This window comes from Mesorhizobium sp. B2-3-6, from assembly GCF_006442305.1.
In the GTDB taxonomy this organism is placed as follows: domain Bacteria; phylum Pseudomonadota; class Alphaproteobacteria; order Rhizobiales; family Rhizobiaceae; genus Mesorhizobium.
Map to the genome: position 1 here is coordinate 936464 of NZ_VFVW01000001.1, position 24505 is coordinate 960968.

Consider the following 24505-nt stretch of genomic DNA (forward strand, 5'->3'; position numbering starts at 1 on the left):
GGATCAGGCGGTCTTGGCGGCGACCAGTGCGTCGATCTTGGCGCACAGGTTCTTCATGACAAAGTAATCGTCCGTCGAGGCCTTGCCGTCATTGACTTCCTGGGTCCACTTTTCCAGCGGCACCTTGATGCCGAATTCCTTGTCGATGGCGAAGACGATGTCGAGGAAATCGAGGCTGTCGATGCCGAGATCGTCGATCGTGTGGCTCTCGGGCGTGATGGTGTCGATATCGATCTCGCTGGTGTCGGCAATGATCTTGGCGACTTTGTCGAACGTGGTGGACAAGGGCTTTTCCTTCGGTTGCGGGCGGAATCTGTCCGCATCTTGTTTGGGCGCTGTCTAATCGGTTTTTCCCGGCAGGAAAAGGCCTGATACGCCGGGCGCAGATGGGTAGCGTGCCCAAGAAACGCAAGACGGGCCGCCGGTCAACCCGGCGGCCCCTCCATGGCTGGCGACCGCGGATGATGTTGGCCTCATTGTCGCGGCCCTAGCGCGGCATCTTTTTTGGGTGGTATTTTGGCAACATTACCTCTGTCGCAAGTCCTCATCGACGCGTGGCTGCTCGCGGATGCGCCGGTCGGCCCCGATTTAGAACGTAACCCGGCCGAGCACACGCAGACCGTCGCCCTGCGGCTCGACGACAACGGCTTCGCCCTCGCGCGGCGAGACGCCGGTCAACGCAGCGATATTTTCCAGATGAGTGACCATGACCAGGTTGTCAGAGCCGGAATAGGCGCGGATTTCCTTCATGATCGCGGCGATCTGGGCCGCCTTTTGCGCCGCGTCGCCCTTCAGCAGGTCGAGCGGCGCGAAAGGCTCCGGCTCGGTCTCGAAGGCGATGCGCGCGGTGTCGAGGCAGCGGCAATAGCGGCTGGACAGCACGCGCTCGATCGGCGCGGCGCGGGCGGCAAGCAAGGCGCCGATCTTGCTCGACTGCTGCTTGCCGCGTGCGGACAGATTGACCTGGGTGGCGCAGCTGTCGATATCAAAATTGGCGGGATCGGTGGTGCCGGTGACCATGGCATGGCGCAAAAGCACGACATGGCCGCCATCGCGCAGCAGCGCCCAGCCGGCATCCGTCGCATGCGCTGCAGCCGGAACGCCAAACAGGAACAACGCCAAGGCAAATCGGATCATCGTAATCCTTCCAGAAGCCGGGTACCGGCCACCCGCATATAGGGATCGGAAAGCAGGTACAAAGACAAGCGAAAGGCCTGCGGTCTCCGCGGTCTCACTTCTCCTTCGTCATCCGCTGCTTCACCAGATCGGTCTTCCGGTCGTGAGCGGGATGGGAAAAGTCCAGCCGCCTTCGGCGATGCCCCGCTTGGCAGAACAAATTCGGGGTCGAAGAAATTCGGGCGCGATTGCACCGCGACCTTGGCTCGCCTATCCCTGGAAAAATGTCTCCGCTTACCGAAACCGTCCTTTTCGTCTTCAGCCTCGTGGCGCTCGGCTACCTCGCCGGGTTCACCGGTTATATGAAGCCGGCGAGCGGCGAGGGGATATCCGATTTCGCGGTCAGCGTTGCGATGCCGCTGCTGTTGTTCCAGACGATGGTGAATGCCGATTTCCACGGGGTGGCACCGTGGTCGCTATGGGGGGCCTATTTCGCGGCGGTGGCAATCACCTGGGCCGCCGGCCATGTCGTTACCACGCGGATATTCGGACGCGACGCACGCGCGGGTGTCGTCGGCGGGGTGTCGTCGGCCTATTCCAATGTTGTCCTGCTCGGCGCGCCGTTCATTCTCGGCATATTCGGGCGGGATGGATTCGAGGTGCTGTCGCTCCTGGTTTCCGTGCATCTGCCTGTCATGATGATGGCTTCGATCGTGCTGTTCGAGATGTTCGGCCGCGGCGGCGGCGAGCATGTGCACCCCGTGCGCGTCGTCCGCAATTTCCTGAGGCGGCTGTTCATCAATCCGCTAATCATCGGCATTCTTTTGGGTCTCGCATGGCGCTTCAGCGGCATCCCGCTGCCCGAACTGGTCATGCGGCTGGTGGACGCGCTGGCCGGCACCGCCGGGCCGGTGGCGCTGTTCGCCATGGGGCTCAGCCTGCGCCGCTTCGGCATATCAGGCAATGTCCGCCCGGCGCTGGCGCTATCAACACTGAAGCTGTTCCTGATGCCGGCGCTGGTTCTGATCTTCGTCTGGTTGCTCGGCCTGCCGCCCTTGACCGCCAAGGTAGCGGTCGTGGTGGCGGCGCTCCCATCCGGCATCAATTCCTATCTCATTGCCGTGCAGTTCAACACAGGCCAGGCGCTGGCGTCGAACCAGATGACCATCGCGACCGCGAGCGCGGTCGTTACCACTGCTTTCTGGCTGGCGGTGAGCGTGCACGTGTTCGGCTGACATGAATAAGACCGGGGTCTGAGCCGCTCGGCGTGAATCCGGTTTGACGCGATGTCTCAGCGGTGAAATCAAACCTCGGCTCTCGCCTTGCACTGGCATAACCCCTATATGCCATCTTGCGATTGCTTGCGGGGCTTTCCCTAGGTTAAGAGCAATGGCCCCAGCGCACGGTGCGCTAATCGAAGACATCCAGATAGCGGCCCGTGAGCGCCGAACGGAGGCTAGACCATGCTTCAGAAAACCAGCCATTTCATGCGCCAGGCCAATCTTATCAACGGCGAATGGGTGCAGGCCGACAGCGGCCAGACGGTCGACGTCACCAATCCGGCAACCGGCCTCAAGATCGGCACCGTGCCGAAAGCGGGCAAGGTCGAGACCCGCCGCGCCATCGAAGCCGCCGACGAAGCTTTCAAGACCTGGCGCAAGACGACCGCGCTCGAGCGCTCGAAGCTGCTGCGCAAGCTGCACGATGCCATGATGGACAATCAGGACGTTCTGGCGGAGCTCCTGACCATTGAACAGGGCAAGTCGCTGTTCGAATCGAAGGGCGAGATCGGCTCGGCCGCCTCCTACATCCTGTGGTTCGCCGAGGAGGGCCGCCGCACCTATGGTGATGTCGTGCCGTCGCCGTGGGCGGACCGCCGCATCCTGGTGACCAAGGAACCGGTCGGCGTCATCGCCGCCATCACGCCGTGGAATTTCCCGTCCTCGATGCTGGCCCGCAAGCTCGGCCCGGCACTCGCCGCGGGTTGCACCGCCGTGGTCAAGCCCGCCTCGCAGACGCCTTACTCCGGTCTCGCCTGGGGCGCGCTGGCCGAGGAAGTCGGCTTCCCCAAGGGCGTAATCAACATCCTGACCGGTGCGGCCGGCGAAATTGGCGATGAGATCTGCGCCAATCCGCTGGTCAAGAAGATCACTTTTACCGGCTCGACCGAGGTCGGCAAGATCCTGATCCAGAAGTCGTCCGTCACCGTGAAGAAGGTGTCGATGGAGCTCGGCGGCAATGCGCCGTTCATCGTCTTCGACGACGCCGACATCGACCGCGCCGTCGCCGGTGCGATCACGGCCAAGTACCGCAATTCGGGCCAGACCTGCGTCTGTACGAACCGCTTCCTTGTCCAGGCCGGCGTCTATGACCGGTTCGTCGAGAAGCTGGCTGCCGCCAGCGACAAGCTGAAGGTCGGCTCCGGCCTGGAGGAGGGCGTGCAGCAGGGGCCGCTGATCGACGAGAAGGCGGTCGAGAAGGTCGAGGAACTGATCGCCGATGCGACTTCGAAGGGCGGCAAGGTCGTCGCTGGCGGCAAGCGCCATGCGCTCGGCGGCTCGTTCTTCCAGCCGACCGTCATCGCCGATGCGACGCCCAAGATGCGCTTCATGAAGGAAGAGATATTCGGGCCGGTGGCGCCCGTCTTCAGGTTCGAGACCGAGGAAGAAGCGATTGCGCTTGCCAATGACACCGAATTCGGCCTCGCCTGCTATTTCTACACCGGCGATCTCGGCCGCGCCTTCCGCGTCATGGAAGGGCTGAAATATGGCATGGTCGGCGTCAATGAAGGCCTGATCACCACGCCGGAAGCACCGTTCGGCGGCGTCAAGGAGTCCGGGCTCGGCAAGGAAGGCGGACATCAGGGTATCGAGGATTACCTCGACACCAAATATGTCTGCATCGGCGGCCTCGGCCTCTGATAGACTGTCGCCGGGACAGGCAGGCCTATGATCTGCCTGCCCCGGCTACGAAACGGGCCGTCTGGATCAACTGACGTTTGCGGGCATGGCAATGAAGGACGGCGAGGTTTTCGGCACCACCCAGGCGGGCGACCCGATTCGCCGCTTCACCATCAGAGGCGGCGGACTTAGCGCCAATATCCTTGGGCTCGGCGCGATCATCCAGGACCTGCGCCTGGCCGGCCACGATGCGCCTCTCGTGCTCGGCTATGATAATCTATCATCCTATGAAACCGACACGGCTTTCTTCGGCGCGGTCGTCGGCCGCTATGCCAACCGCATCCGCGACGGCCGCTTCACCATCGCCGGCAAGCGCTACCAGACCGAGCGCAATTTTCTCGACAAGCACACGCTGCATGGAGGCTCGCAAGGCTTTTTCCATCGGCCGTGGACGGTTTCGCTGCACGGGCGGGACTTCGTCACGCTGACGCTGCACGATCCCGACGGCACGATGGGCTTTCCCGGGGCACTCGACGTCACCTGCACCTACCGGCTGAAGATCCCCGGCACGCTCAGCGTCGAGATATCAGCCACATGCGAGGAGCCGACGCTGTGCAATCTCACGCAGCATTCCTACTTCAACCTCGATGATGGCGGGACGGGCGACATCCTCGATCACCGGATGATGCTCAATGCCGGCGCCTATCTGCCGGTGGATGGCGAAATGATTCCGACGGGCACGGTGAAGCCTGTCGACGGCACGCCCTTCGATTTCCGCCAGGCGCGGCCGCTGCGCATGGAGACCGAAGGCGAGCAGCTTGCCTACGACCAGAATTTCTGCCTCGCCTCGGCGCGTGGGCCGCTCAAGCTGGCGGCGTGGGTGCAAGGAGCGAACTCCGGCGTCGAGATGGAACTGTGGACCACGGAGCCCGGCGTCCAGCTCTATACCGGCCAGTATGTGACGCCGCGCACGGGGCTGGAAGGGCGAAACCACAAAGCTTTCTGCGGTTTCTGCCTGGAGCCGCAAATATGGCCGGACGCGCCGAACCGGCCGTATTTCCCGCAGGCGACGCTGTGGCCGGGTGCGATCTACCATCACGTGACGGAATATCGGTTCCGGCTGCCCTGACCCTCAATCCGTTTCGAATGCCGCACGCAACGTCTCGAATGGCGCCAATGCGCCGCGAACCTGCACCACGCTGGCCGCGACACGGTGCGCGCGCTTTGTAGCCTCCGCAGGGGTGTGTCCGGCGAGACGCGCGGCGAGATAGCCGCCGTTGAAGGAATCGCCCGCGCCCGTGGTGTCGACGGGCGTGGCCACATGGATCGCCTGAACGTCCCGCAGCGTCCCGTTCTCGACGATCAGCGCCGGCTGTTCCCCGTTCTTGACCACGACTTCGCCGACCAGTTGCCCGAGCCGCCCAGCCGTTGCCTGTGGCGCTTCATCGCCGAACAGCATCTGCTCGTCCGGGAAAGTCGGCAATGCGATGTCGGTGACGGCGAGCGCCTCCAGGATCGCGGCTTGCGCCTCCTCGCGATCGCGCCACAGCCGTGGCCGGTAGTTGGGATCGAAGGCGATCAGCGACCCCGCGGATCGCGCCTCGGCCACGGCCGATAGCAACGTGGCGCGCGCAGCGGAGTCCAGAATTCCCAAAGTGATTCCGGAAAAGTAGACAAGCGCCTGCTTTTCAAGGCTTTTTGCCAACGCAGCCGGATTGGAGGCAAGCTGCCTGGCAGCTGCATCGCCGCGCCAATAGGTGAAGGAGCGTTCCGCGCCGGTCAGCGTGATGGCATAGAGGCCGGGCCGCGCCCCCGGGATAACAGGGCTTTCGCCAATGCCGATGCCATTGTCCGCGAAGAAGCCGATCTGGTCTTGCGAGAAAGGATCGTCTCCGAAAGCCGAGACGTAGGTCGCTGGCCTTCCACTCAGCGCATGCAGGGCCCACAGCGTGTTGAACGTATCGCCGGCAAATCCCATGCGCCAGTTCGAACCCGTTTGGCCCGAAAGCTCGATCATGCATTCGCCGATCGAGGCGACACCTTTGCCGATCATGATCCATTCCCCTGTTACGATGCTGCTGTAGCTTTTTGGAGAGTAGAGCGCCATGCTTGGCAAGGGCGGTTTTTTCCGTCACCTGCGATTCCAACAGGTTTGGCGGGATGCGATCGGTGCGGCAAAACGTTATCCCCTGAAGAGGAACCGGCTTGGCTTCGATATGGCGTTATCTTTTGGCGGGTCTTGGTCTGGCAGCCTTGCTGGCTGGCATCCTGGCAGTGGTCTATCTGACCGCACCGCGAACCGCGCAGGTTGCCGGCCCGGATATCTCCCGAACCAAAAAGACCGAGAACGGATTGTTCATGGCGAGCTTCGCGCCGGAACGCGGCGTCGTCCGTCAAGGCGAACTGGAAGCCTGGCTGTTGACGTTGAAGACGATAGCCGGGACGCCGGTGGAAGGGGCCGCGATCGCGGTATCGGGAGGCATGCCGCAGCACCGCCACGGCCTGCCGACCAGCCCGCAAGCGACGGACTATCTCGGCGACGGGCGCTATCGCATCGAGGGCGTGAAATTCACCATGAGCGGCTGGTGGCAGTTGCATTTTGCCATCTCCGCGACGGCTGGGTCGGATACGGTCGTCTTCAACGTCGTGCTGTGAGCCGCAGATGAGGCGTCTTGCGCGCTTTTTCGTCTTGATGGCGATGGCCGTTCTTGCCGGCTGCGGCAAGCCGGACTTTTCCGATGCCGAGAAGAAGACCATCGCCTCGCTGGCGCTGTCGAGGCTGCCGGCGCTGAAACCCGACACCACCAACCGGTTCGCCGATGTCCCGGCCGCCGCTGCCCTTGGCTCGACGCTGTTCTTTGACGCCAGCATGAGCCGCGACGGCACGGTGTCCTGCTCGACCTGCCACAAGATCGACCGGCAGTTTCAGGACGGCCTGCCGCAGGCGGTTGGCGTCGGCCGCACGAACCGGCGTACCATGCCGCTCGCCGGCATCGCACGCGATCCCTGGTTTTTCTGGGACGGACGGCGCGACAGCCTGTGGGCGCAGGCGCTGACGCCGCTGGAGAACCCGCTGGAGCAGGCGGGAAACCGTGCCGCCTATGCGCATTACATCAAGGCGCGCTTCGGCGACCGCTATGAGCGCATCTTCGGCCCGCTGCCCGATCTGTCCGACATACCAGCCAATGCCAGTCCGCTCGGCAGCGATGCCGAGAAGGCTGCATGGCGCGCCATGAGCGACCAGCAGCGTGACGCGATAAACGGGGTGTTCGCCAACATCGGCAAAGCAATCGCTGCCTTCGAACGCTCGATCGAGCCGCCGCAGGCCCGCTTCGACCGGTTCGCGCTGGACCTGGCGACCGGCGCCGAGCCGAAAGGCGACGCCGCCTTCTCCCGGGAGGAAATCCTCGGCCTGAAACTGTTCATCGGCAAGGCCAATTGCGTGACCTGCCACAATGGGCCGCGCTTCACCGACAATGGGTTCCACAACACCGGCGTGCCGCCGGTCAACGGGCTGCCGCCGGATCGCGGCCGCGTCGACGCGGTACGCCAAGTTCAAGCCGACCCGTTCAACTGCTTCGGCGCCTATCGCGATGGCGATGTCGGCGCCTGCGGCGAATTGCGGTTCATGGTCAAGGATGCGCCGGAATTGGTGCGCGCCTACAAGACGCCTTCGCTTCGCGGCGCGGCGACGCGGCCGCCCTACATGCACGCCGGTCAGTTTGCGTCGCTCGACGAGGTGGTGGCGCATTATGCCAAGGCTGCCCCCAGTGTGGAGGGGACATCCGAAATTCATCCGCTGGCGCTGTCGGACCGCGAGCGCGCGGCGCTGGTGGCGTTTTTGAAGACCTTGGCGGAATGAACTATCGATCCTTCACAGTCTCCATCGCCACGAAGGTCGAGGTCTGGGCGACATGGGGCAGGGCGGAGATGCGCTCGCCCAGCACGCGGCGATAGGCGGCGATGTCGCGGGTGCGGACCTTCAGCAGATAATCGAAGCTCGACGCCATCATGTGGCACTGTTCGATCTCCGGAACGGCTTGGACAGAGCGGTTGAAAGCGTCCAGCGCGGCGGACCGGGTGTCGGACAGTTTCACCTGGACGAAGGCGACATGGCCTTCGCCCATGCGCTCGCGATCGATAATCGCCTGGTAGCCCCTGATATAGCCGTCCTTCTCCAGCCGCTTCACCCGCGCCTGCACCGGCGTCTTGGACAGGCCGACCTTGGCGGCGAGCTCCGACATGGAAAGCCTGCCGTCGCTTGCCAGCGCCGACAGGATGTTCCTGTCGATGCGGTCCAATTGGTCTTCCCTCATCGAAAATGCAGCCTTCTTCGGGTAGTTTGCGGTGACATGATAGATCGATCGAACTGCAATGTCGATTTCTTCAGACCGCCTGAAAATCGGGACTTGTGCTAGCTTGCGCCATTCGGTCCGGTGACCGCCGGCCCGCTCCCTTGTGCTTGCCAGTAGGACCCGCCATGCCAGCGCTCGACGCCATCCGCCAGCAAATCCGCGCCAACTATCTGCCCGACGAGGATCAGGCCGTGAAGGCGCTGGCCGAGGCGAGCGGCCTCTCGGCGGAGGACCGCCGGGCGATCTCGGCTCATGCCGCCGATCTGGTGCGGGCGGTGCGCGGCTCGTCCGATCCGCGGCTGATGGAGGTTTTCCTGTCCGCCTATGGCCTCTCCACCAAGGAAGGCGTGGCCCTGATGTGCCTGGCCGAGGCGCTGCTGCGCGTGCCCGATACCGAGACCATGGACGACCTCATCGCCGACAAGATCGCGCCGCACGACTGGTCGGCGCATTCGGGCGGCTCAAGCTCCATCTTCGTCAACGCCTCGACCTGGGCGCTGATGCTGACCGGCCGCGTGCTCGACGAAGGCGAGGGCGGCATCGAAGGCACGCTGCGCGCCATGGTGCGCAGGCTCGGCGAGCCCGTCATCCGCAAGGCGGTGGCGGCGGCGATGCGCGAGATGGGCGAGCAGTTCGTGCTCGGCCGCACCATCGCCGAAGCCGTGAAGCGCGGCCGGCCGATGACGCAGAAGGGTTATCTCTATTCCTTCGACATGCTGGGCGAGGCGGCCCGCACCGAGGCCGATGCGCTGCGCTACCACAAGGCCTATGCAGACGCCATCTCGTCACTCGATGCCGGTTCAAACGGGCCTGATATCCGCCACAACCACGGCATCTCGGTGAAGCTCTCGGCGCTGCATCCGCGCTACGAGGAAGCGCAGAAGGAAGAGATGCTGCCTGTCATGGCCGAGCGGCTCCTTTCGCTGGCGCTCGCGGCGCGCCATTCGCGCATGGGCCTCAATATCGATGCCGAGGAGGCCGATCGCCTCGACCTCTCGCTCGACGTCATCGAGCGCGTGCTTGCCGAGCCGGAGCTTGCAGGCTGGAACGGCTTTGGCGTCGTCGTCCAGGCCTATGGTCCGCGCGCTGCCTTCGTCATCGACTGGCTCTATGCGCTTGCCACGAAATGCGATCGCACCATCATGGTGCGGCTGGTCAAGGGTGCCTATTGGGATACCGAGATCAAGCGGGCGCAGACGCTGGGGCTCGCCGGCTACCCCGTCTTCACCCGCAAGGTCAACACCGACGTTTCTTATCTCGCTTGCGCGAGAAAGCTTTTGTCGATGACCGATCGCATCTATCCGCAATTTGCCACCCACAATGCCCACACTGTCGCCGCCATCCTGTCGATGACGAAGAACCGTGAGAGCTTCGAGTTCCAGCGCCTGCACGGGATGGGCGAAGCGTTGCACGAGACGGTGCGTAAGGCCGAAGGCACGCGCTGCCGCATCTACGCGCCTGTCGGCGCGCATTCCGACCTGCTCGCCTATCTGGTGCGCCGGCTGCTGGAGAACGGCGCCAATTCATCTTTCGTCCACCAACTTACCGACGAGGATGTCGAGCCCGAAGACATCGCGCGCGACCCGCTAGAAGCGGTCGAGAGCCAAGGCCCCGCCGCCAATCCCGCGATCCCCCGGCCTGCCGTCATCTTCGGTGCAAGCCGCCGCAACTCGAAAGGGTTCGACATCACCGATCCGGTGACGTTGGCAGCGATCGACAAGGAGAGGACAGCCTTCGCGGGCCCTAACCGCTGGCACGCCAAGCCGATCACGCGCGCGGCCGGCTATGGCGAGCAACGCCCGGTCGTCAATCCGGCCAGGCCTTCGGAAGTGGTGGGCATGGTCAGCGAAGCCACCGCCAAGCAGGCGGCAACCGCCGTGCGCATCGCCGTCGAAGCGCAGCCAGCCTGGGCAAAGCGTCCGGTTGCCGAGCGCGCGGCCATCCTCAATCGCGCCGCCGATCTCTACGAGGCCAATGCCGTCGAATTCTTCGCGCTGGCCACCCGCGAGGCCGGCAAATCGCTGGCCGACGGCGTCGCCGAAGTGCGCGAAGCGGTGGATTTCCTGCGCTATTACGCGGCCGAGGCGAGCAATGCCGAAGCGGGCACCGAGGCGCGCGGCGTCATTGTCTGCATCTCGCCGTGGAATTTCCCCCTCGCCATCTTCACGGGCCAGATTGCCGCAGCGCTCGTCACCGGCAATTCGGTAATTGCAAAGCCCGCCGAACAGACGCCGCTGATCGCTTTCCGAGCCGTCGAAATGCTGCGCGAGGCCGGCGTGCCGGAAGACGTCATCCAGCTTCTGCCGGGCGATGGCCCCTCGGTCGGCGGACCGCTGACTTCAGATCCGCGCATTGCCGGCGTCTGCTTCACCGGCTCCACCGACGTCGCCAAGCTGATCGAGAAGCAACTGGCCGAGACAGCCGCGCCCGACGCCATGCTGATCGCCGAGACGGGCGGCCTGAACGCCATGATCGTCGATTCCACCGCGCTGCCCGAGCAGGCGGTGCGCGATATTCTCGCCTCCGCCTTCCAGAGTGCGGGCCAGCGCTGTTCGGCGCTGCGCGTCCTCTATGTGCAGAAGGATGTCGAGAAGAAGATGCTGGAGATGCTGAAGGGCGCCATGGAGGCGCTCAAGGTCGGCGATCCCTGGGCTATCTCGACGGATGTCGGTCCCGTCATCGACGACGAGGCGCAGGGTTCGATCCGCGATTACTGCACGACGATGGGTTTGCAGGGACGGCTGATCGCCAAGCTCGAAGCACCCAGGGATGGCCGCTTCGTCGCGCCGCATGTGTTTCGGGTCAAGGGTATCGAGGAGATGGAGCGCGAAGTGTTCGGGCCGGTGCTCCATGTCGCCAGTTTCGACGCCGATGAGATCGATGCGGTGATCGCCGCCATCAACCGCAAGGGCTACGGCCTGACGTTCGGTCTGCACACCCGCATCGAGGGTCGCGTCCAGCATTTCGTCGACTGGATCCATGCCGGCAACATCTATGTCAACCGCAACCAGATCGGCGCGGTCGTCGGCTCGCAGCCGTTCGGCGGCGAGGGGCTGTCCGGCACCGGACCCAAAGCCGGCGGACCGCATTATCTCCGGCGCTTTCGCAAGGGACCGGAGGCAGGCACGCCTGTTGGCGACGGCCACAAGGTGACGGCGACCGAACTCGCCGACAATCTGTCCGATCCCGCGCTTGGCGGCTGGTCGACGCGGCCGGACCGCATCGCCATCCTGCGCAAGCACCTGCGAGGCAAAGGTGCCGCGGCGATCGGTGCCGCCGCCGCAATCGATTTCGGCCAGGTCGACCTGCCCGGGCCGACCGGCGAGGCCAATACACTGTCATTGGCGCCGCGCGGCCGGGTGCTGTGCTTGGGACCGGACGGCGACACGCTGCTTGCGCAGACGATCCAGGCGCTCGCCGCCGGCAACGCGGTGCTGGCGGTGGCGCCAGGCGCGCCGGCGGCGCTTTCGGCGCTGACCGGCAAGGGCCTGCCGCTGGCGGCGATCGACGGCCGCCCCGATCCGGTTGAGGCGCGTTCGTTACGCGTCGACGTCGTCGCCTTCTCGGGGACGCCGGAGGCGGCGCGCATCGTGCGCAAGGTGATCGCCGAACGCTCAGGGCCGATCGTGCCGCTGGTCAGCGAAGTGCTCAACCCCGCGGCCTATGCGCATGAGCGGGCCGTCTGCGTCGACACGACCGCGGCGGGCGGCAATGCCAGCCTGCTTGCTGCCGCTTAAGGACGCCTTATCCGGCGGGCGAGGTCGTTCAGGCGCCCTCGACGACCGAAAAACCCTCGAACTGGGGATGGCCGAGATAGTGGACCTTCGTCGTGCCGACATTCCTGTGGGCGGCGCGAAAGTTCTCCGACTTGGTCCAGGCGACGAAATCGTCGTGGCTTGCCCAGACCGTGTGCGAGGCAAACAGCGTATAGCCTTCGGTCTCGTTGACTGGGCCGCGCAGCAGATGGAACTCCCGGAAGCCCTTCATTTCCGCAAGGCTGGAATCACGGTTTTTCCACACGGCCTCGAAATCGGCTTCCGAGCCGTTCTGCACCTTGAAGCGGTTCATGGCGATGTACATGGAGTTCCTTTCGATTTCCTGGACTTAGACGGGTGGTGCCGCAGGATGCCGCGTGCGGCCCCACGCCGTGCTCAGACCCCGAAGGCGATGCTGGTCTTGGCATCTGTCTTGAGTTTTCGCATGCAGGTGTTCGGCTCGACGCCGGTGCCGACGCATTCGGTCGCGCTGTTGATCAGCACGCGGCTGACCTTGGCGCAGTTGGTGCCAGCGAGATCGAAGCGCGTCACCTTGGTCTTGCCGGCCGGCAGGTCCTTGAAGTCGAGCACGGTCAGGCGGTCGACGACGCCGGCGTCGTTGAACAGCGCGATCTCGAACGCCGCCCTGGAAAGGTCGGCGCCGAGATTGTTGGTGACCACGAAGGTCAGGCGGCAGCCCTTTTCAGACGGTTGCGCGCCATTGAGTTCGAGGGAGAGAGCAGGCGCCGGCGCGGACTCTTGTGCCCACGCCGGAACCGCTGCAAGCGACATCGCCAGCGCCGAGGTCAGCAGACGAAGGGATGCCGTCAAGTTCGTCATCATCATCCTCCAAATCGCATCGTTGCCGCCAGCTTCAGCGTTATGCCCGGTTCATAGACCGCGACCGTGGTGCTGCCGTTCAACGGATTGGCGTATTTGACATCGAACAGATTGTCGGCGCGGAAATCAACCTTCAGATTGTCGGTCGCCTGGTAGCTGGCGAAAGCGTTGACCAGCGTATAGTCCTCGGCGATCGGGTTACCCTTGGGCTTGCCATTGTACTGCACCTCGCCGCCGACAGTGAGTTTGTCCTCGAGGAAGCGCAGGCCGAGCTGCACGGTGACCTGCGCGGACGGTATCGTGGCAAGGTCCGCCCGATCGCCTTCGTAGGATATGGTGTGACCATTGATGATGGAGGCGGAAAGTCCGGCGTAGCCCCATGCTGCATCATAAACGCCTTCCATCTCGAAGCCGTTGATCTTTGCCTTGGCGAAGTTCTGGTACTGGAAGCAGATCGGAATGCCCGGCCCGAAGGGGCACCCACTGGTCGGATCGAAGGCCGACAGCGTAACGCCGTCAATATAATCGTCGACGTCGTTGTTGAAATAGGCCGCCTTCAGCCGAAACGCGTCGCCGGACTCGAGAACGTCGTTCTGCTTGTAATTGACACCGAATTCGACGGTCTTGCCGGTTTCGGGCTTTAAATTGGGATTGGGCAGGAACGGGAAGCTGACGCCCGCCGGATGGTTGCCGCTGATCAGGGTTTCGGTCAGCGAAGGCGACCGGTAGCCCTCCGCGTAGGTGCCGTAGAATTGCAGGCCGGCAAGGCCGGCGCTTTCGAAAGGCGAGACGCCGACGGTGATGCGCGGCGACAGGCGGTCGCCCGACGTTTCGTGCGTGTCGTCCTCGAGGCTGTAATTGTCATAGCGCAGCCCGGCAATGACTTCGAGCCAATCCCAGCTGAGCTTGTCCTGGACGTAGGCGCCAGAAACGTTGCGCTTGCCGGAAGGCGTGTAGAAGCTGTCGCCGCCTGCCGTGCCGCCAGTCTCGACGTCGTCATTCACCCAGTCGCCGCCATAGGTCAGTTCATGCGCGAGGCCGCCTGTCTCGAATCGCGACGTGTTCCAGATGTCGATGGCGGCTGTGCCGACATCGAAGGTCGACGTCGAACCTGCCGGCAACATCACGGGAAGGCCGGTGACGGGATCGAAGCGGCGCTGCGGAACAAGGCCGGTCAGGTCGAGATTGGTCTTGTTGTAGGAGGTGTTGACGTGGAGGTCGAGCCAGCTCCTGTCTTCGTCCGTGACATTGTAGCGAGCCGTGAAGGTGTTCGATTTCAGGTCGACGTCATTGACCGGCATGCCGCCGCTGATCTCGTTCCAGCCGTCGCTCGAACCGACCCAGCCGAGCTTCAGTTCGCTATTGTCGCTCGGGCGGATCGTGGTCTTTAGCAATCCGCTCAGCACGTCGAAGCCGGTGCCCTTGACGGTGTCGCCGTCGCCATCCTTGTAGTCGTCATAATTGCGGTAGACGATATTGCCCAGCGCATCCAAATTGTCGTTAAAGCGATAGGCGCCGGATGCGCTGGTGGTCCAGCCCTTGCCGTTGCTCTCGTAGCGTCCGGTGACGGAACCAGCCCATGTCTCGTCCGGCTTGAGGATGTCCTGGGCGTCCTTGGTGTCGAAGAAGACCACGCCGCCTATCGCGCCCGAACCATAGGTGTTGGCGACCGGACCACGGATGACGTCGACGGATTTGATAAGCTCGGGGTCGACGTAGAAGGTCGATTGGGTGCCATGGTCGGAACGCTGGAAGTTCTGCCGCGCGCCGTCGACGATGATCGCGACGCGGCCGAAATCCTGCAGGCCGCGGATATTGACGCTGGTGCTGACGCGCCTGGCATCGGCCTGCGCCGCGACGCCGGGCACGCCGAACAGCATTTCGTTCGGCGTCGTCGCCATGCGGCGATCGAGCTGTTCCTTGTCGATATGGCTGGCCGAGGCCAGCGATTGGATGGCCGTTTCTCCGGTGCGGCTGATGACCAGAACCTTGTCGAGCAGCGTTGCGCCCGCTGGCGCCGGCTTTTCCCCCTCAGCCTGCTTCGATTGATCGGCCTGCTCTCCCGCCGCCTGTGCTGATTGCTGAGCGTTGGCAGGTGGCACGTATAAGGCAATCGCCGCCACGCCCGCCAGCAAAGCCGCTGCACCCTTCGCCGCCGACCAGCCGCGCCGTTCCCAAATCGCTAACCCCATGTGCCCCAACTCCAAAGCTTCCAGGTTCGATGCGGGCTGGCCTGGGGCTGGCTGGCATTTGTGATCGTATTCGCGTCTTAAATCTTGACTAATTTAATCCGGTATTGCACTGACTAGTAAACATGATTATTCAAGTCAAGAATGAATCGGATTACGCAAACGCCTAGCCAGACGCCCGGCACAGGAAAGGGACCGATCCACATGAACACGCACAATCCCAACGACTTCCGCTATCGCGTCCGCCGGTCCGACGATGCTTCCGCCCGCTTCGACCGCGTTCAGCTGGCGGTGCGGACGCTGTCGAGCAACACGCTGTTCCAAGGTGAGCACGAGATCGGCATCGAGCATCACGGCGCGCTCTACCGGCTCAAGATCACCCGTCAGGGCAAGCTCATCCTCAACAAGTAAGCGTAAGGCAGCAGGACAATGGACCAGCGCGTAAAACCCACCCCGCACGAAATCCGGCGGGCGCGGACGGATAATCCGAAAACGCGCGAGCGCGATCTGGCCGCACAGCTTGGCATTTCGGAGGCTGAGTTGGTGGCCGCGCATTGCGGCGACGGTGTCGTTCGCGTCGAGCCACGCGTCAACGATCTTCTGACCGGCCTCGAAGCCGTCGGCGAGGTGATGGCGCTCACCCGCAACGAAAGCGCCGTGCATGAAAAGATCGGCGCCTACGACAAGGTCGTCACCGGCAATCACAATGCCATGGTGCTGGGCGAGAACATCGACCTGCGCATTTTCCCGAAAATATGGGCGCACGGCTTTGCCGTGGAAAAACGCGACGGCGACGACATCCGCCGCAGCCTGCAATTCTTCGACGCGGCGGGCGAGGCGGTGCACAAGGTGCATCTGCGGCCTGGGTCAAACCTCTATGCCTATCAGAAACTGGTCGCTTCGCTGGAATCGCCGAACCAGGAGCCACTGGTCGCCATTTCGGGGCCAGCCGCCGAGAACGAAGGCGAGGCGGTGACAACGACCGCGAATCTCGACGATCTGCGCGATCGCTGGAGCCGGCTGACCGACGTGCATCAGTTCTTCGGCATGCTGAAGACGTTGAAGCTCAGCCGCCGCCAGGCGGTGCGCATGGTGGGCCAGGACTATGCATGGCTGCTCGACAATGATGCGGTGAGAGCCATGTTCAATCGTGCCGCCGAGGGCGAGATGCCGATCATGTGCTTTGTGGGAAACCGTGGCTGTATCCAAATCCATTCCGGTCCGGTCAAGTCGATCAAGCCAATGGGGCCATGGATCAATGTGCTGGACGAGACCTTCCATCTGCACCTGCGCACCGACCACATTCATGAGGTCTGGGCCGTGCGCAAGCCGACCAAGGACGGCCATGTTACGTCGCTGGAGGTCTACGACACCGGCGGCAACATGATCATCCAGTTCTTCGGCAAGCGCCATGAAGGAGAGGGTGAGCGCGACGACTGGCGCTTCCTGGCCGAAAACCTGCCGCGCATTCCAAGCCCGACGGCAGCCTGAGGAAACGATGATGGGTCTTCTCTCCGGATTGACGGCTGCGCGCGGATCGATGCTTGGCCCGATGGTCGGCCTTTCCTTTGCTTTCACAGCGCTGCAGCCGGCCGGCGCCAGCGACGGTGTTTCCGTCTTCGCCGATCCCACCAGGATCGCGTCGATCGGCGGCTCGATCACCGAGATCGTCTATGCGCTCGGCGAGGAAAAGCGTCTTGTGGCGCGCGATTCCACCAGCCGCTATCCGAAAGCCGCTCTCGACCTGCAAGATGTCGGCTACATGCGCCAGCTGTCGCCGGAGGGTGTGTTGTCGGTCAACCCTTCGGGCATGCTGGCGCTGCACGGCAGCGGCCCCAAGGAGGCGCTCGATGTGCTGAAGAAGACGAGCATACCCTTCATCGAAGTGCCTGACCTGTATGACCGTGAAGGCATCCTCGAAAAGGTCCGCATCGTCGGCAAGGCGCTCGGCGCCGACGCCAAGGCCGAAGCGCTGGCCAGGGAGATCGATGCCAAGCTGCAGGCGGCGGAAAAGCAGACGGCCTCGATCAAGGAGCGCAAGCGCGTTCTGTTCGTGCTGTCGATGCAGGGCGGCAAGATCATGGCGGCCGGCAGCGATACCGCTGCCAACGGCATCATCAAGCTGGCCGGCGGCGTCAACGCGATCGAAGGCTTCTCCGGCTACAAGCAACTGTCCGACGAGGCTGTTGTCACCGCCAGGCCGGACGCGATCCTGATGATGAGCAATGCCGGGCCGCCGGTATCGGACGATGAACTGTTCGGCAACGCATCGATCGCCTCGACGCCGGCCGGAACCGCGCGCAAGCTGATCCGCATCGACGGCGGCTATCTGCTCGGCTTCGGACCACGCACGGCCGACGCCGTCCACGACCTCGCCGCCGCGCTCTATGGCACGCAGATTACGGACTGAGCGGCATGGTCGACCAGTCGATCGCCGGGCCGGCGGAGAGGAAGATGGCCAGCGACGGTGACCGTTCCGGGCGCGCCCGTCTGGTCATCGCGCTCGCCTGCGTCGTGCTTGCGGCAGCGGTATTGCTGTCGCTGACCTCCGGCGCCTCGGATGCCTCCGCCGTCAAGGTCGTCGGCGACTGGCTGTTCGGCGCAGCGCCTGGCGACGTGGCGATGAGCGCGCGAGATCGCCTCATCGTCTATGACATAAGGCTGCCGCGCGTCGTGCTCGGCGTGCTGATCGGGGCTGCGCTCGCGGTCTCCGGCGCGGTCATGCAGGGGCTGTTCCGCAATCCGCTTGCCGACCCCGGCCTTATCGGTGTTTCGGCGGGCTCCAGCCTCGGCGCGGTGGCCGTCATCGTGCTCGGCACGACCGTGCTGTCGCCGGTGACCGCCTCGTTCGGCGCGCTGACCCTTCCTCTGGCGGCCTTCGGCGGTGGTTTGTCGGTGACGTTGCTGCTCTACAAGGTCGCGACGCGGCAGGGCCGCACATCCGTCGCCACCATGCTGCTTGCCGGCCTGGCGCTGGCCGCACTTGCCATGGCGCTGACCGGTATCCTGATCTTCATGGCCGACGACCGGCAACTGCGCGACCTGACCTTCTGGCAACTCGGCTCGCTGGCCGGTGCGACATGGCAGAAGATCGGCTCTGTCGGCCCGGTCATCGTGCTTTCGCTGGCGGCGATGCCGTTCCTGGCTCGCGGCCTTAATGCGCTGGCGCTGGGCGAGGCGACCGCCGGCCATCTCGGCATTCCGGTGCAGCGGCTTAAGTACACGGCCATCGTCGGCGTCTCGGCGGCGGTCGGCGCCTCCGTCGCCGTCAGCGGCGGCATCGGTTTCATCGGCATCGTGGTGCCGCATCTGCTGCGCCTGCTGATCGGCCCCGACAATCGCTATCTGCTGCCGGCCTCGGCGCTGCTCGGCGCCTCGCTGCTGCTTTTGGCGGACGCGGTCGCGCGCACCATCGTGGCGCCCGCCGAACTGCCGATCGGCATCGTCACGGCGATCGCCGGAGCGCCGTTCTTCCTCTGGATCCTGCTGCGCAAGCGCGGCGTCATCGACCTGTAGGGGTGTTTCATGATCGAAGCGCGCGATGTTTCGGTGGCGATCGGCAGGAAAGGCATTGTCGCCGGCGTCGATTTCGAGGTCAGGCCGGGTGAGATTTCGGCCATTGTCGGCCCCAATGGGTCGGGCAAGACGACCTTCCTCAAGGCGCTGTCGGGGGAACTCGCGCATACCGGCCGGATTGCCATCAACGGCCGCGAGCTCTCGACGATAACGCCAGTCGAGGCGGCGACGCTGCGCGCGGTGCTGCCGCAGGCGACGACCTTGTCGTTTCCCTTTACTGTGCGCGAGATTGTCAGGCTCGGCCTTGTCGGAGGCCGCTCAGGTGTGCTGCCGGGCGAGGACGAACGCCTGCCGGAACGGGCGCTGGCGCGTGTCGACCTCGACGGTTTCGCCGGCCGCTTCTATCAGGAGCTTTCCGGCGGCGAGCAGCAGCGCGTTCAACTCGCCCGCGTGCTGTGCCAAATCTGGGCACCGGTGCTCGACGGCAAGCCGCGCTATCTGTTCCTGGACGAGCCGGTGTCCAGCCTCGACATCAAGCACCAGCTGATCATCATGAACATTGCCCGCGACTTCGCCAGAACGGGCGGCGGCGTGGTTGCCATCCTGCACGACCTCAACCTGACGGCGATGTATGCCGACCGGATTTTCGTCATGCACCGCGGCCGGCTTGCCGCCACCGGTTCGCCGCAGGATGTGCTGAGCGACGATCTGATCGAAAGGGTATTCGGTTGCCGCTTAAGGGTTGGAGTCCTGCCAGCCGGCAATATGCCGTTCGTGCTGCCTCAATCAGCGGCCTAGATTCTGGCAGCGGCCTAGATTCTGGACGTTCGCCGCAGGTCCAGCCTGCGGCAAACCGGATCAGGCCGCCGGTGCGCGGCGCTCCAGCAGGTCAATGCCGAGCAGGTTGCGCACGTTCGGACGCGCCGCCACGAGATCGGCGATCGTATAGCGGGCAAGGACCGCGAAGAAGGCGTTGAGCGCCTCGCGCAACGCGGAATTCAGCGCGCAACTGTCGACCAGAGGGCATTCCGCGGCGTCGTTCTCGAAGCACTCGGCCATGGCGAAGCTTTCCTCCGTCACGCGCACGACGTCGAACAGGTTGATCGATTCCGCGGCACGGCCAAGCCTGACGCCGCCATTGCGGCCACGCACCGTCTCGACAAGGCCATTCTCGACCAGTGGCTGGAGGATCTTGAACAGGAAAAGCTCCGACACCGAATAGGCGGCGGCGATCTCGGGGATGCGGCTCAGCCGATCGGTATTGGCCGCGCAATACATCAGGATGCGCATGGCGTAATTGGTCTGGCGGGTAAGTCGCATCTTGTCCTCACAAAGCGCCGGCGAGCTGCGATCACGCCAGATTTTGAACTTTGCTGGTGCGGCTTTGCTCCGAGCTTTCGGATTCGCCACACTGGCCTCGGCGGAATATGGCCTATACCTTGGAATAATTCCAGACTAGCTTCGCCTAATAGCTGAATATTCCCGTCAACTTTGTGTGCGCAAGGCGGCAAGACGCGGGCCGAATCGGCTGTCACGCGCATTTTCTCGGCGAAACACCAGAGCGGTCCAGTGATCGGCAGAATGGCCGACCGCCCTAACTCTTTGTTTTCACGCAATTCCCTGGGGAAAGCGCTAGGCGCTTTTCCAGGGAACAGCGTTACACACCTTTCCTGGAATGCTCTAAATAGATCAGAGATCGACGAGGAGCGGCTCTGACATGTCACAATCAGCCACGGCCCTGGCTTCCGGCGGATATGATGCCGACGCGCATGCCAAGATTGTAATGCTGCGGCGGACCAAATTCGTCGCCACGGCGGCACTTGCGCTTTGCGTCGCCGTGTTCGCCCTGGCCAAGTCCTTCGAGAGCACCTATCCCTGGCTCGGCTTCGTCGCCGCTTTTGCCGAGGCGGCGACCATTGGCGGCCTGGCCGACTGGTATGCGGTGGTCGCGCTGTTCAAGCGGCCTCTCGGTCTGCCGATCCCGCACACCGCGATCATTCCCGAGAACCAGAACCGTATCGCCGATAATCTCGGCCGTTTCATCGAAGCCAATTTCCTTGCCCCCGAGCCGGTGCGCGAAAAGTTGGCCGAGGTCGATTTCTCGGCGCTCGTAGCCGACTGGCTGGCCGATTCCGAACGTGCCGCGGGCCTGTCGCGTTTCGTCGTGCGCCTGGTTCCGCAGACGCTTGCCGCCGTCGAGCAATCGGGGCTGCGCGGCTTCGTCACCAGCCGGATGCTGGAGCAGATCGAAAAAGTGCCGCTGGCGCCGTTGGCGGCCGAATTGCTCTCGGCCCTGACCGACGATCGCCGTCACCAGAGGCTGTTCGATGAGTTCATCAAGGTGATCGGCCAGTTCCTCAACGATGAACAGGCGCTGACGACCATGCGCGAAAAGATCCGCGAGGAACTGCCGTCGCTGTTCAACCTGTTCAGGGCCGACGCCTATCTCCTGAAGAAGATCGTCGCCTCGGCCGGTTCGCTGCTCGACGAGGTGAGAGCCGATCCCGAGCACCCGATGCGCGCAGAATTCGATCGTTTCGCACAGGGCTTCGTCGAGCGGCTGAGAACGTCGAAGCAATATGCAAGGCGCGCCGAGAAGCTGAAGCGCGATTTCCTCGCCAGGCCGGAAGTCAAGGCGCTGGCCGGCGACATGTGGGAAAGCCTCAGGCTGTTCATCGAGCAGGATGCCAAGGCGCCGCGATCGATGATCCGCGCGCATCTTGCCAACATGTTCGTCGAGGTCGGCCGGCATCTGGCCGGAGACGCCAAGATCAGGGCCGACATGAACCAGGGATTCGTGGTGGCGCTGTCCTCTTTCGTCGAGAGCCAGAAGAGCGGCGTATCGAAATTCATCGCAGACCAGGTCAAGCGCTGGGACCTGGCGCAGCTGACGCGGCTGATCGAGATGAATATCGGCCGGGACCTGCAATATATCCGCTTCAACGGCATGATCATCGGCGGTCTGGCCGGCATCGCGCTTTACACCGCGGAGCGGCTGTTTCTCGTCAATTGACGGGCGCACGCCATGCCCTATTCTCATGGGCGGGCATCAGCAGTCGCGGCAACAGGGGAGCAGATGAGCATGGCCAAACAACCGGATTCCGATTCCTTCACGGACATGTTCGGCCGGTTCGGCCGTGACCTGAAACTGCCCAATGTCGATGTCGAGGCGATCCTCGCGCACCACCGCAAGAACCTTGAAGCACTGGAGAAATCGGCGCGGGCAAGTGCCGCCGGCGCGTCGTCGCTGTTCTCCAGGCAACGCGAGATGCTGCAGGACACGCTGCGCGAAATTGCCGACATGACGCAAGGCTACAGAGCGCCCGGCACGCCGCAGGACCTGATGGCCAAACAGACTGAGTTCGCCAGGAAATCCTTCGAGACTACGTTGAAGAATGCCAGCGAAGTGGCCGAGCTGGTCAGGAAATCCGGCACCGAATCGGTCGACATCCTGCGCATGCGCATCAAAGAGGCGATGGAGGAAATCCGCGCCGGCTACGAGAAGAAGTAGCTTGCGTGACAAAGACCGGTTGCCTGCCAACCCTGCGCCAGGCGAAGTTTGTTCGGATGCTCTTCATCGGCCGCTATGCCTTTACACCATGGGTACCCTCAAATGCCAAGGCCGGGCGAACACGGCTTGACGTAGAGTGATGCCAGGATTCGCATCGATCCCAAGGGGACCGAATCATGCAGGGCGAATTGACAGAGGCCGCCGGTTCGTGGTCCGGAAGCGTTGGAAGCTATCGGGAAAACAGGAATGACCGAAAAACGGCCTAAGACGCCGCCGACCTACGAGCAGTTGAGGACGATGTCCGGGCAGGAGCTTGGCGTCTCGGAATGGACGACAGTCGACCAGAACCGTATCAACCAGTTCGCCGAATGCACCGGCGATCATCAATGGATCCATGTCGACCCCGAACGGGCGCGGCGGCAAAGCCCGTTCCGCACGACGATCGCCCATGGCTATCTGACGCTGTCGATCATCGGCGCGCTGGCGCTCGGCATGGGAATCGTGCCCGAGAACACGCAGGCCGCCTTCAACTACGGCTTCGACAAGGTGCGTTTCCTGGCGCCGGTCAAGGTGGGCGCACGCATCCGGCTGCGCACCACGCTGCTGTCCATGGAGGACAGGGGGCCGGGCCAATACCTGATGAAGGCCGCCAACACCGTCGAGATCGAGGGCGAGGAAAAGCCGGCGCTGACGGCCGAGACGCTGGTCATGCTCTATGAGCGCCGCAAGCGGGCAGGGGCCTGAGCGGCATTCGCCCAAGCCCCCTGAATTGATCTTCGTCAGGCATTCTCCGCCCGCCGGCTCGGCAAAAGGCTGAGCGCCAGCGCCGCCACCGCCAGTGCCGTTGCCGTCTGGAAGGTCACCTGCATTCCGCTGGCCGCCGCCGCTGACGTCAGCATGCCTTGGCCGCCGGCTTCACGTCCTCCGGCCGATGCGGCGGCGAATATGGCGCCCATGACGGAGGCGCCCGTAATGAGGCCAAGGTTGCGCGAGAGATTGAGCAGGCCGGAGATGACGCCGCGTTGACCGGCGCCGACGCTGCGCATGACGGCGGCGTTGTTCGCTGTCTGGAACAGGGCATAACCGAAGCAGGTCACGGTGATGGGGACGACATAGCTGGCGATGCCGAGTGTCGTTATCGCCAGGGACAGGAGGAACGTGCCCGTGGCAAGGCCGAGCAGGCCCGCGACCATCATCCTTTTGGCTCCGAAGCGATCGGCAAGGCGTCCGGCGAGCAACGCCGACAGCGCCGAAACCAGCGGGCCTGTCGAGAGCACCAGTCCGACGTTTGCCGCGTCCAGTCCGAGCCCGCGCGAGAGATAGAACGGCGCAACCACCAAGGTAGCCATCATCACGGTGGCGACGATCAGATTCATGGCCAGGCTGGCGCTCAGCGAGAGATCACGGAAGGCGGAAAGCTCGACCAATGGGTTTTTCGCCATACTTTGCGCCGTGGCGAACAGGAAGATGCCGATGCCAGCCGCGACCAGCAGGCCGATGTTGATGAGCCCGAAACTGCCTCTACCCAGCGTCATCGCCAGCGCGTAGGCCGCCAATGTCAGGGCCAGCAGGCCCGTGCCCAAACCATCGAAGCCGGCTTGACCGGTCCACGCCGTCCGGTTGCCGGCAGGCAAAGCACGCCAGGCCATTGCAAAGGTCAGGATGCCGAGCGGCACGTTGACCAGGAAAATCGAACGCCAGCCGAGAGCGGCGATCAGCAGGCCGCCTATGGAAGGGCCGAGCGTGGTGCCGATGGCCGACATGGCGCCGAGCAGGCCCATGGCGCTGCCGGTCCTGGCCTTGCTCACCGTCTCGGCGACAACGGCCAATGTCAGCGCCATCATCAGCGCCGCGCCAAGCCCTTGCACCGCCCGCGCCGCGATCAGCAGCCACAAAGCCGGCGAGAGGCCGCAGAGCACCGACGCCGATGTGAACAGCGCGATGCCGAAAAGCAGCAGCGGCCGCCGGCCGAGCATGTCGGCGAGGCGCCCGGCACTGACGATCAGGATGGTGATGGCGAGCAGATAGGCAATCACGACCCATTGCACCTGTTGGAACGAGGCATCGAATGCCTGCATCAGCGAGGGAAGGCCGACGCCGGCGATGCTGGTGCCGAGCGACGACAGCAGCGTGGCCAGCGACAGGCTCGCCAGCGCCCATCCAGCCGATGGGATTTTCTGTGCGACCGATGCGTGCTCGTTGCGATGTTGCTCAGTGACTGCCACGGCGATCTCCCTTTGTCGGCTTCGGGTAGAAGCTTCGAAGATCTAATCGTTTGCAGGATGTGGCGGAACGCGCAGCATTTGCATTCTATTCGTGCGTT

23 protein-coding genes are annotated in these 24505 nt (G+C 63.8%); 14 read left to right on the forward strand and 9 right to left on the reverse strand.

Annotation, left to right across the window (positions count from 1 at the left end; genetic code table 11):
- Positions 1–3: 3 nt before the first annotated feature.
- Together FJ953_RS04540 and FJ953_RS04545 are read right to left on the reverse strand one after the other, a co-directional pair.
- A complete protein-coding gene (locus FJ953_RS04540) occupies positions 4–285 on the reverse strand; it encodes an acyl carrier protein (RefSeq protein ID WP_010909964.1) in 282 nt (93 codons plus the stop codon).
- Between the two features lie 303 nt (positions 286–588).
- Complete coding sequence (locus tag FJ953_RS04545; RefSeq protein ID WP_140517227.1) at positions 589–1137, reverse strand: histidine phosphatase family protein; 549 nt, start codon at positions 1135–1137, stop codon at positions 589–591.
- 263 nt (positions 1138–1400) lie between these two features.
- Here FJ953_RS04545 and FJ953_RS04550 point away from each other — a divergent pair, with 263 nt between their 5' ends.
- From FJ953_RS04550 to FJ953_RS04560, 3 genes are all read left to right on the forward strand, one after another.
- Positions 1401–2351, forward strand: a complete 951-nt coding sequence (locus FJ953_RS04550; protein WP_140521072.1) for an AEC family transporter — start codon at positions 1401–1403, stop codon at positions 2349–2351.
- Positions 2352–2579: 228 nt separating this feature from the next.
- Positions 2580–4037: an NAD-dependent succinate-semialdehyde dehydrogenase gene (locus FJ953_RS04555; protein ID WP_140517224.1), complete on the forward strand. Its 1458-nt coding sequence runs from the start codon at positions 2580–2582 to the stop codon at positions 4035–4037.
- Positions 4038–4122: 85 nt separating this feature from the next.
- Positions 4123–5145 (forward strand): aldose epimerase family protein, encoded by a 1023-nt coding sequence (locus tag FJ953_RS04560; RefSeq protein WP_140623296.1) that lies wholly within the window; start codon positions 4123–4125, stop codon positions 5143–5145.
- Positions 5146–5148: 3 nt separating this feature from the next.
- On the opposite strand, the gene FJ953_RS04565 is transcribed toward FJ953_RS04560, so the two are convergent.
- Positions 5149–6069: a sugar kinase gene (locus FJ953_RS04565; RefSeq protein WP_140495702.1), complete on the reverse strand. Its 921-nt coding sequence runs from the start codon at positions 6067–6069 to the stop codon at positions 5149–5151.
- A gap of 152 nt (positions 6070–6221) precedes the next feature.
- On the opposite strand from FJ953_RS04565, the gene FJ953_RS04570 reads away from it, so the two are divergent.
- Positions 6222–6671 carry a FixH family protein gene (locus FJ953_RS04570; RefSeq protein ID WP_140495703.1) on the forward strand — a complete coding sequence of 150 codons (450 nt, stop codon included), beginning with the start codon at positions 6222–6224 and terminating at the stop codon, positions 6669–6671.
- Positions 6672–6678: 7 nt separating this feature from the next.
- Positions 6679–7878: a cytochrome c peroxidase gene (locus FJ953_RS04575; RefSeq protein WP_140517218.1), complete on the forward strand. Its 1200-nt coding sequence runs from the start codon at positions 6679–6681 to the stop codon at positions 7876–7878.
- 1 nt (position 7879) lies between these two features.
- Here FJ953_RS04575 and FJ953_RS04580 read toward each other — a convergent pair whose 3' ends face one another.
- The gene (locus FJ953_RS04580; protein ID WP_140517216.1) at positions 7880–8332 is read right to left on the reverse strand and encodes an Lrp/AsnC ligand binding domain-containing protein; all 453 of its coding nucleotides are present in this window, start codon (positions 8330–8332) and stop codon (positions 7880–7882) included.
- A gap of 164 nt (positions 8333–8496) precedes the next feature.
- Between FJ953_RS04580 and putA the strand changes: the two genes are divergently transcribed.
- A complete protein-coding gene (putA, locus tag FJ953_RS04585) occupies positions 8497–12108 on the forward strand; it encodes a bifunctional proline dehydrogenase/L-glutamate gamma-semialdehyde dehydrogenase PutA (protein WP_140623298.1) in 3612 nt (1203 codons plus the stop codon).
- Positions 12109–12136: 28 nt separating this feature from the next.
- Here the strand turns inward: putA and FJ953_RS04590 are convergent, their stop codons facing one another.
- The 3 genes from FJ953_RS04590 to FJ953_RS04600 form a co-directional block, all read right to left on the reverse strand.
- A complete protein-coding gene (locus tag FJ953_RS04590; RefSeq protein ID WP_023763446.1) occupies positions 12137–12451 on the reverse strand; it encodes an antibiotic biosynthesis monooxygenase in 315 nt (104 codons plus the stop codon).
- A gap of 71 nt (positions 12452–12522) precedes the next feature.
- A complete protein-coding gene (locus tag FJ953_RS04595) occupies positions 12523–12966 on the reverse strand; it encodes a hypothetical protein (RefSeq protein ID WP_140623300.1) in 444 nt (147 codons plus the stop codon).
- A gap of 2 nt (positions 12967–12968) precedes the next feature.
- Positions 12969–15158, reverse strand: coding sequence for a TonB-dependent hemoglobin/transferrin/lactoferrin family receptor (locus tag FJ953_RS04600; protein WP_140623302.1), 2190 nt, complete (start codon positions 15156–15158; stop codon positions 12969–12971).
- Positions 15159–15359: 201 nt separating this feature from the next.
- Here FJ953_RS04600 and hemP point away from each other — a divergent pair, with 201 nt between their 5' ends.
- The 5 genes from hemP to FJ953_RS04625 are packed head-to-tail and all read left to right on the forward strand — an operon-like array spanning position 15360 to position 19469.
- The gene (hemP, locus tag FJ953_RS04605) at positions 15360–15566 is read left to right on the forward strand and encodes a hemin uptake protein HemP (RefSeq protein WP_140517208.1); all 207 of its coding nucleotides are present in this window, start codon (positions 15360–15362) and stop codon (positions 15564–15566) included.
- 18 nt (positions 15567–15584) lie between these two features.
- Positions 15585–16646, forward strand: a complete 1062-nt coding sequence (locus tag FJ953_RS04610; protein ID WP_140623304.1) for a hemin-degrading factor — start codon at positions 15585–15587, stop codon at positions 16644–16646.
- Positions 16647–16656: 10 nt separating this feature from the next.
- The gene (locus FJ953_RS04615) at positions 16657–17565 is read left to right on the forward strand and encodes a hemin ABC transporter substrate-binding protein (RefSeq protein ID WP_140623306.1); all 909 of its coding nucleotides are present in this window, start codon (positions 16657–16659) and stop codon (positions 17563–17565) included.
- Between the two features lie 5 nt (positions 17566–17570).
- Positions 17571–18671 carry an iron ABC transporter permease gene (locus tag FJ953_RS04620; protein ID WP_140495711.1) on the forward strand — a complete coding sequence of 367 codons (1101 nt, stop codon included), beginning with the start codon at positions 17571–17573 and terminating at the stop codon, positions 18669–18671.
- Positions 18672–18680: 9 nt separating this feature from the next.
- Entirely contained in the window at positions 18681–19469 is a 789-nt protein-coding gene (locus FJ953_RS04625; protein WP_140623308.1) for a heme ABC transporter ATP-binding protein, read from the forward strand.
- Positions 19470–19529: 60 nt separating this feature from the next.
- Here the strand turns inward: FJ953_RS04625 and rirA are convergent, their stop codons facing one another.
- Positions 19530–19991 (reverse strand): iron-responsive transcriptional regulator RirA, encoded by a 462-nt coding sequence (rirA, locus tag FJ953_RS04630; protein ID WP_140495713.1) that lies wholly within the window; start codon positions 19989–19991, stop codon positions 19530–19532.
- A 397-nt stretch (positions 19992–20388) separates the two neighbouring features.
- Here rirA and FJ953_RS04635 point away from each other — a divergent pair, with 397 nt between their 5' ends.
- From FJ953_RS04635 to FJ953_RS04645, 3 genes are all read left to right on the forward strand, one after another.
- Positions 20389–21684 (forward strand): DUF445 domain-containing protein, encoded by a 1296-nt coding sequence (locus FJ953_RS04635; RefSeq protein WP_140623310.1) that lies wholly within the window; start codon positions 20389–20391, stop codon positions 21682–21684.
- 69 nt (positions 21685–21753) lie between these two features.
- Positions 21754–22182 (forward strand): phasin family protein, encoded by a 429-nt coding sequence (locus FJ953_RS04640; protein WP_140495715.1) that lies wholly within the window; start codon positions 21754–21756, stop codon positions 22180–22182.
- Between the two features lie 246 nt (positions 22183–22428).
- Positions 22429–22926: a MaoC family dehydratase gene (locus FJ953_RS04645; RefSeq protein WP_140555100.1), complete on the forward strand. Its 498-nt coding sequence runs from the start codon at positions 22429–22431 to the stop codon at positions 22924–22926.
- Positions 22927–22961: 35 nt separating this feature from the next.
- On the opposite strand, the gene FJ953_RS04650 is transcribed toward FJ953_RS04645, so the two are convergent.
- Complete coding sequence (locus FJ953_RS04650; protein WP_140623312.1) at positions 22962–24407, reverse strand: MFS transporter; 1446 nt, start codon at positions 24405–24407, stop codon at positions 22962–22964.
- Positions 24408–24505 lie beyond the last annotated feature (98 nt).

Coding starts and splice junctions, on each gene's coding strand:
- FJ953_RS04640 (WP_140495715.1), top strand. CDS start 21,754: ATGGCCAAACAACCGGATTCCGATTCCTTCACGGACATGTTCGGCCGG.
- putA (WP_140623298.1), top strand. CDS start 8,497: ATGCCAGCGCTCGACGCCATCCGCCAGCAAATCCGCGCCAACTATCTG.
- FJ953_RS04635 (WP_140623310.1), top strand. CDS start 20,389: ATGTCACAATCAGCCACGGCCCTGGCTTCCGGCGGATATGATGCCGAC.
- FJ953_RS04625 (WP_140623308.1), top strand. CDS start 18,681: ATGATCGAAGCGCGCGATGTTTCGGTGGCGATCGGCAGGAAAGGCATT.
- FJ953_RS04545 (WP_140517227.1), bottom strand. CDS start 1,137: ATGATCCGATTTGCCTTGGCGTTGTTCCTGTTTGGCGTTCCGGCTGCA.
- FJ953_RS04565 (WP_140495702.1), bottom strand. CDS start 6,069: ATGATCGGCAAAGGTGTCGCCTCGATCGGCGAATGCATGATCGAGCTT.
- FJ953_RS04560 (WP_140623296.1), top strand. CDS start 4,123: ATGGCAATGAAGGACGGCGAGGTTTTCGGCACCACCCAGGCGGGCGAC.
- FJ953_RS04555 (WP_140517224.1), top strand. CDS start 2,580: ATGCTTCAGAAAACCAGCCATTTCATGCGCCAGGCCAATCTTATCAAC.
- FJ953_RS04600 (WP_140623302.1), bottom strand. CDS start 15,158: ATGGGGTTAGCGATTTGGGAACGGCGCGGCTGGTCGGCGGCGAAGGGT.
- FJ953_RS04595 (WP_140623300.1), bottom strand. CDS start 12,966: ATGACGAACTTGACGGCATCCCTTCGTCTGCTGACCTCGGCGCTGGCG.
- FJ953_RS04620 (WP_140495711.1), top strand. CDS start 17,571: ATGGTCGACCAGTCGATCGCCGGGCCGGCGGAGAGGAAGATGGCCAGC.
- FJ953_RS04645 (WP_140555100.1), top strand. CDS start 22,429: ATGACCGAAAAACGGCCTAAGACGCCGCCGACCTACGAGCAGTTGAGG.
- FJ953_RS04615 (WP_140623306.1), top strand. CDS start 16,657: ATGGGTCTTCTCTCCGGATTGACGGCTGCGCGCGGATCGATGCTTGGC.
- hemP (WP_140517208.1), top strand. CDS start 15,360: ATGAACACGCACAATCCCAACGACTTCCGCTATCGCGTCCGCCGGTCC.
- FJ953_RS04575 (WP_140517218.1), top strand. CDS start 6,679: ATGAGGCGTCTTGCGCGCTTTTTCGTCTTGATGGCGATGGCCGTTCTT.
- FJ953_RS04610 (WP_140623304.1), top strand. CDS start 15,585: ATGGACCAGCGCGTAAAACCCACCCCGCACGAAATCCGGCGGGCGCGG.
- FJ953_RS04580 (WP_140517216.1), bottom strand. CDS start 8,332: ATGAGGGAAGACCAATTGGACCGCATCGACAGGAACATCCTGTCGGCG.
- rirA (WP_140495713.1), bottom strand. CDS start 19,991: ATGCGACTTACCCGCCAGACCAATTACGCCATGCGCATCCTGATGTAT.
- FJ953_RS04550 (WP_140521072.1), top strand. CDS start 1,401: ATGTCTCCGCTTACCGAAACCGTCCTTTTCGTCTTCAGCCTCGTGGCG.
- FJ953_RS04590 (WP_023763446.1), bottom strand. CDS start 12,451: ATGTACATCGCCATGAACCGCTTCAAGGTGCAGAACGGCTCGGAAGCC.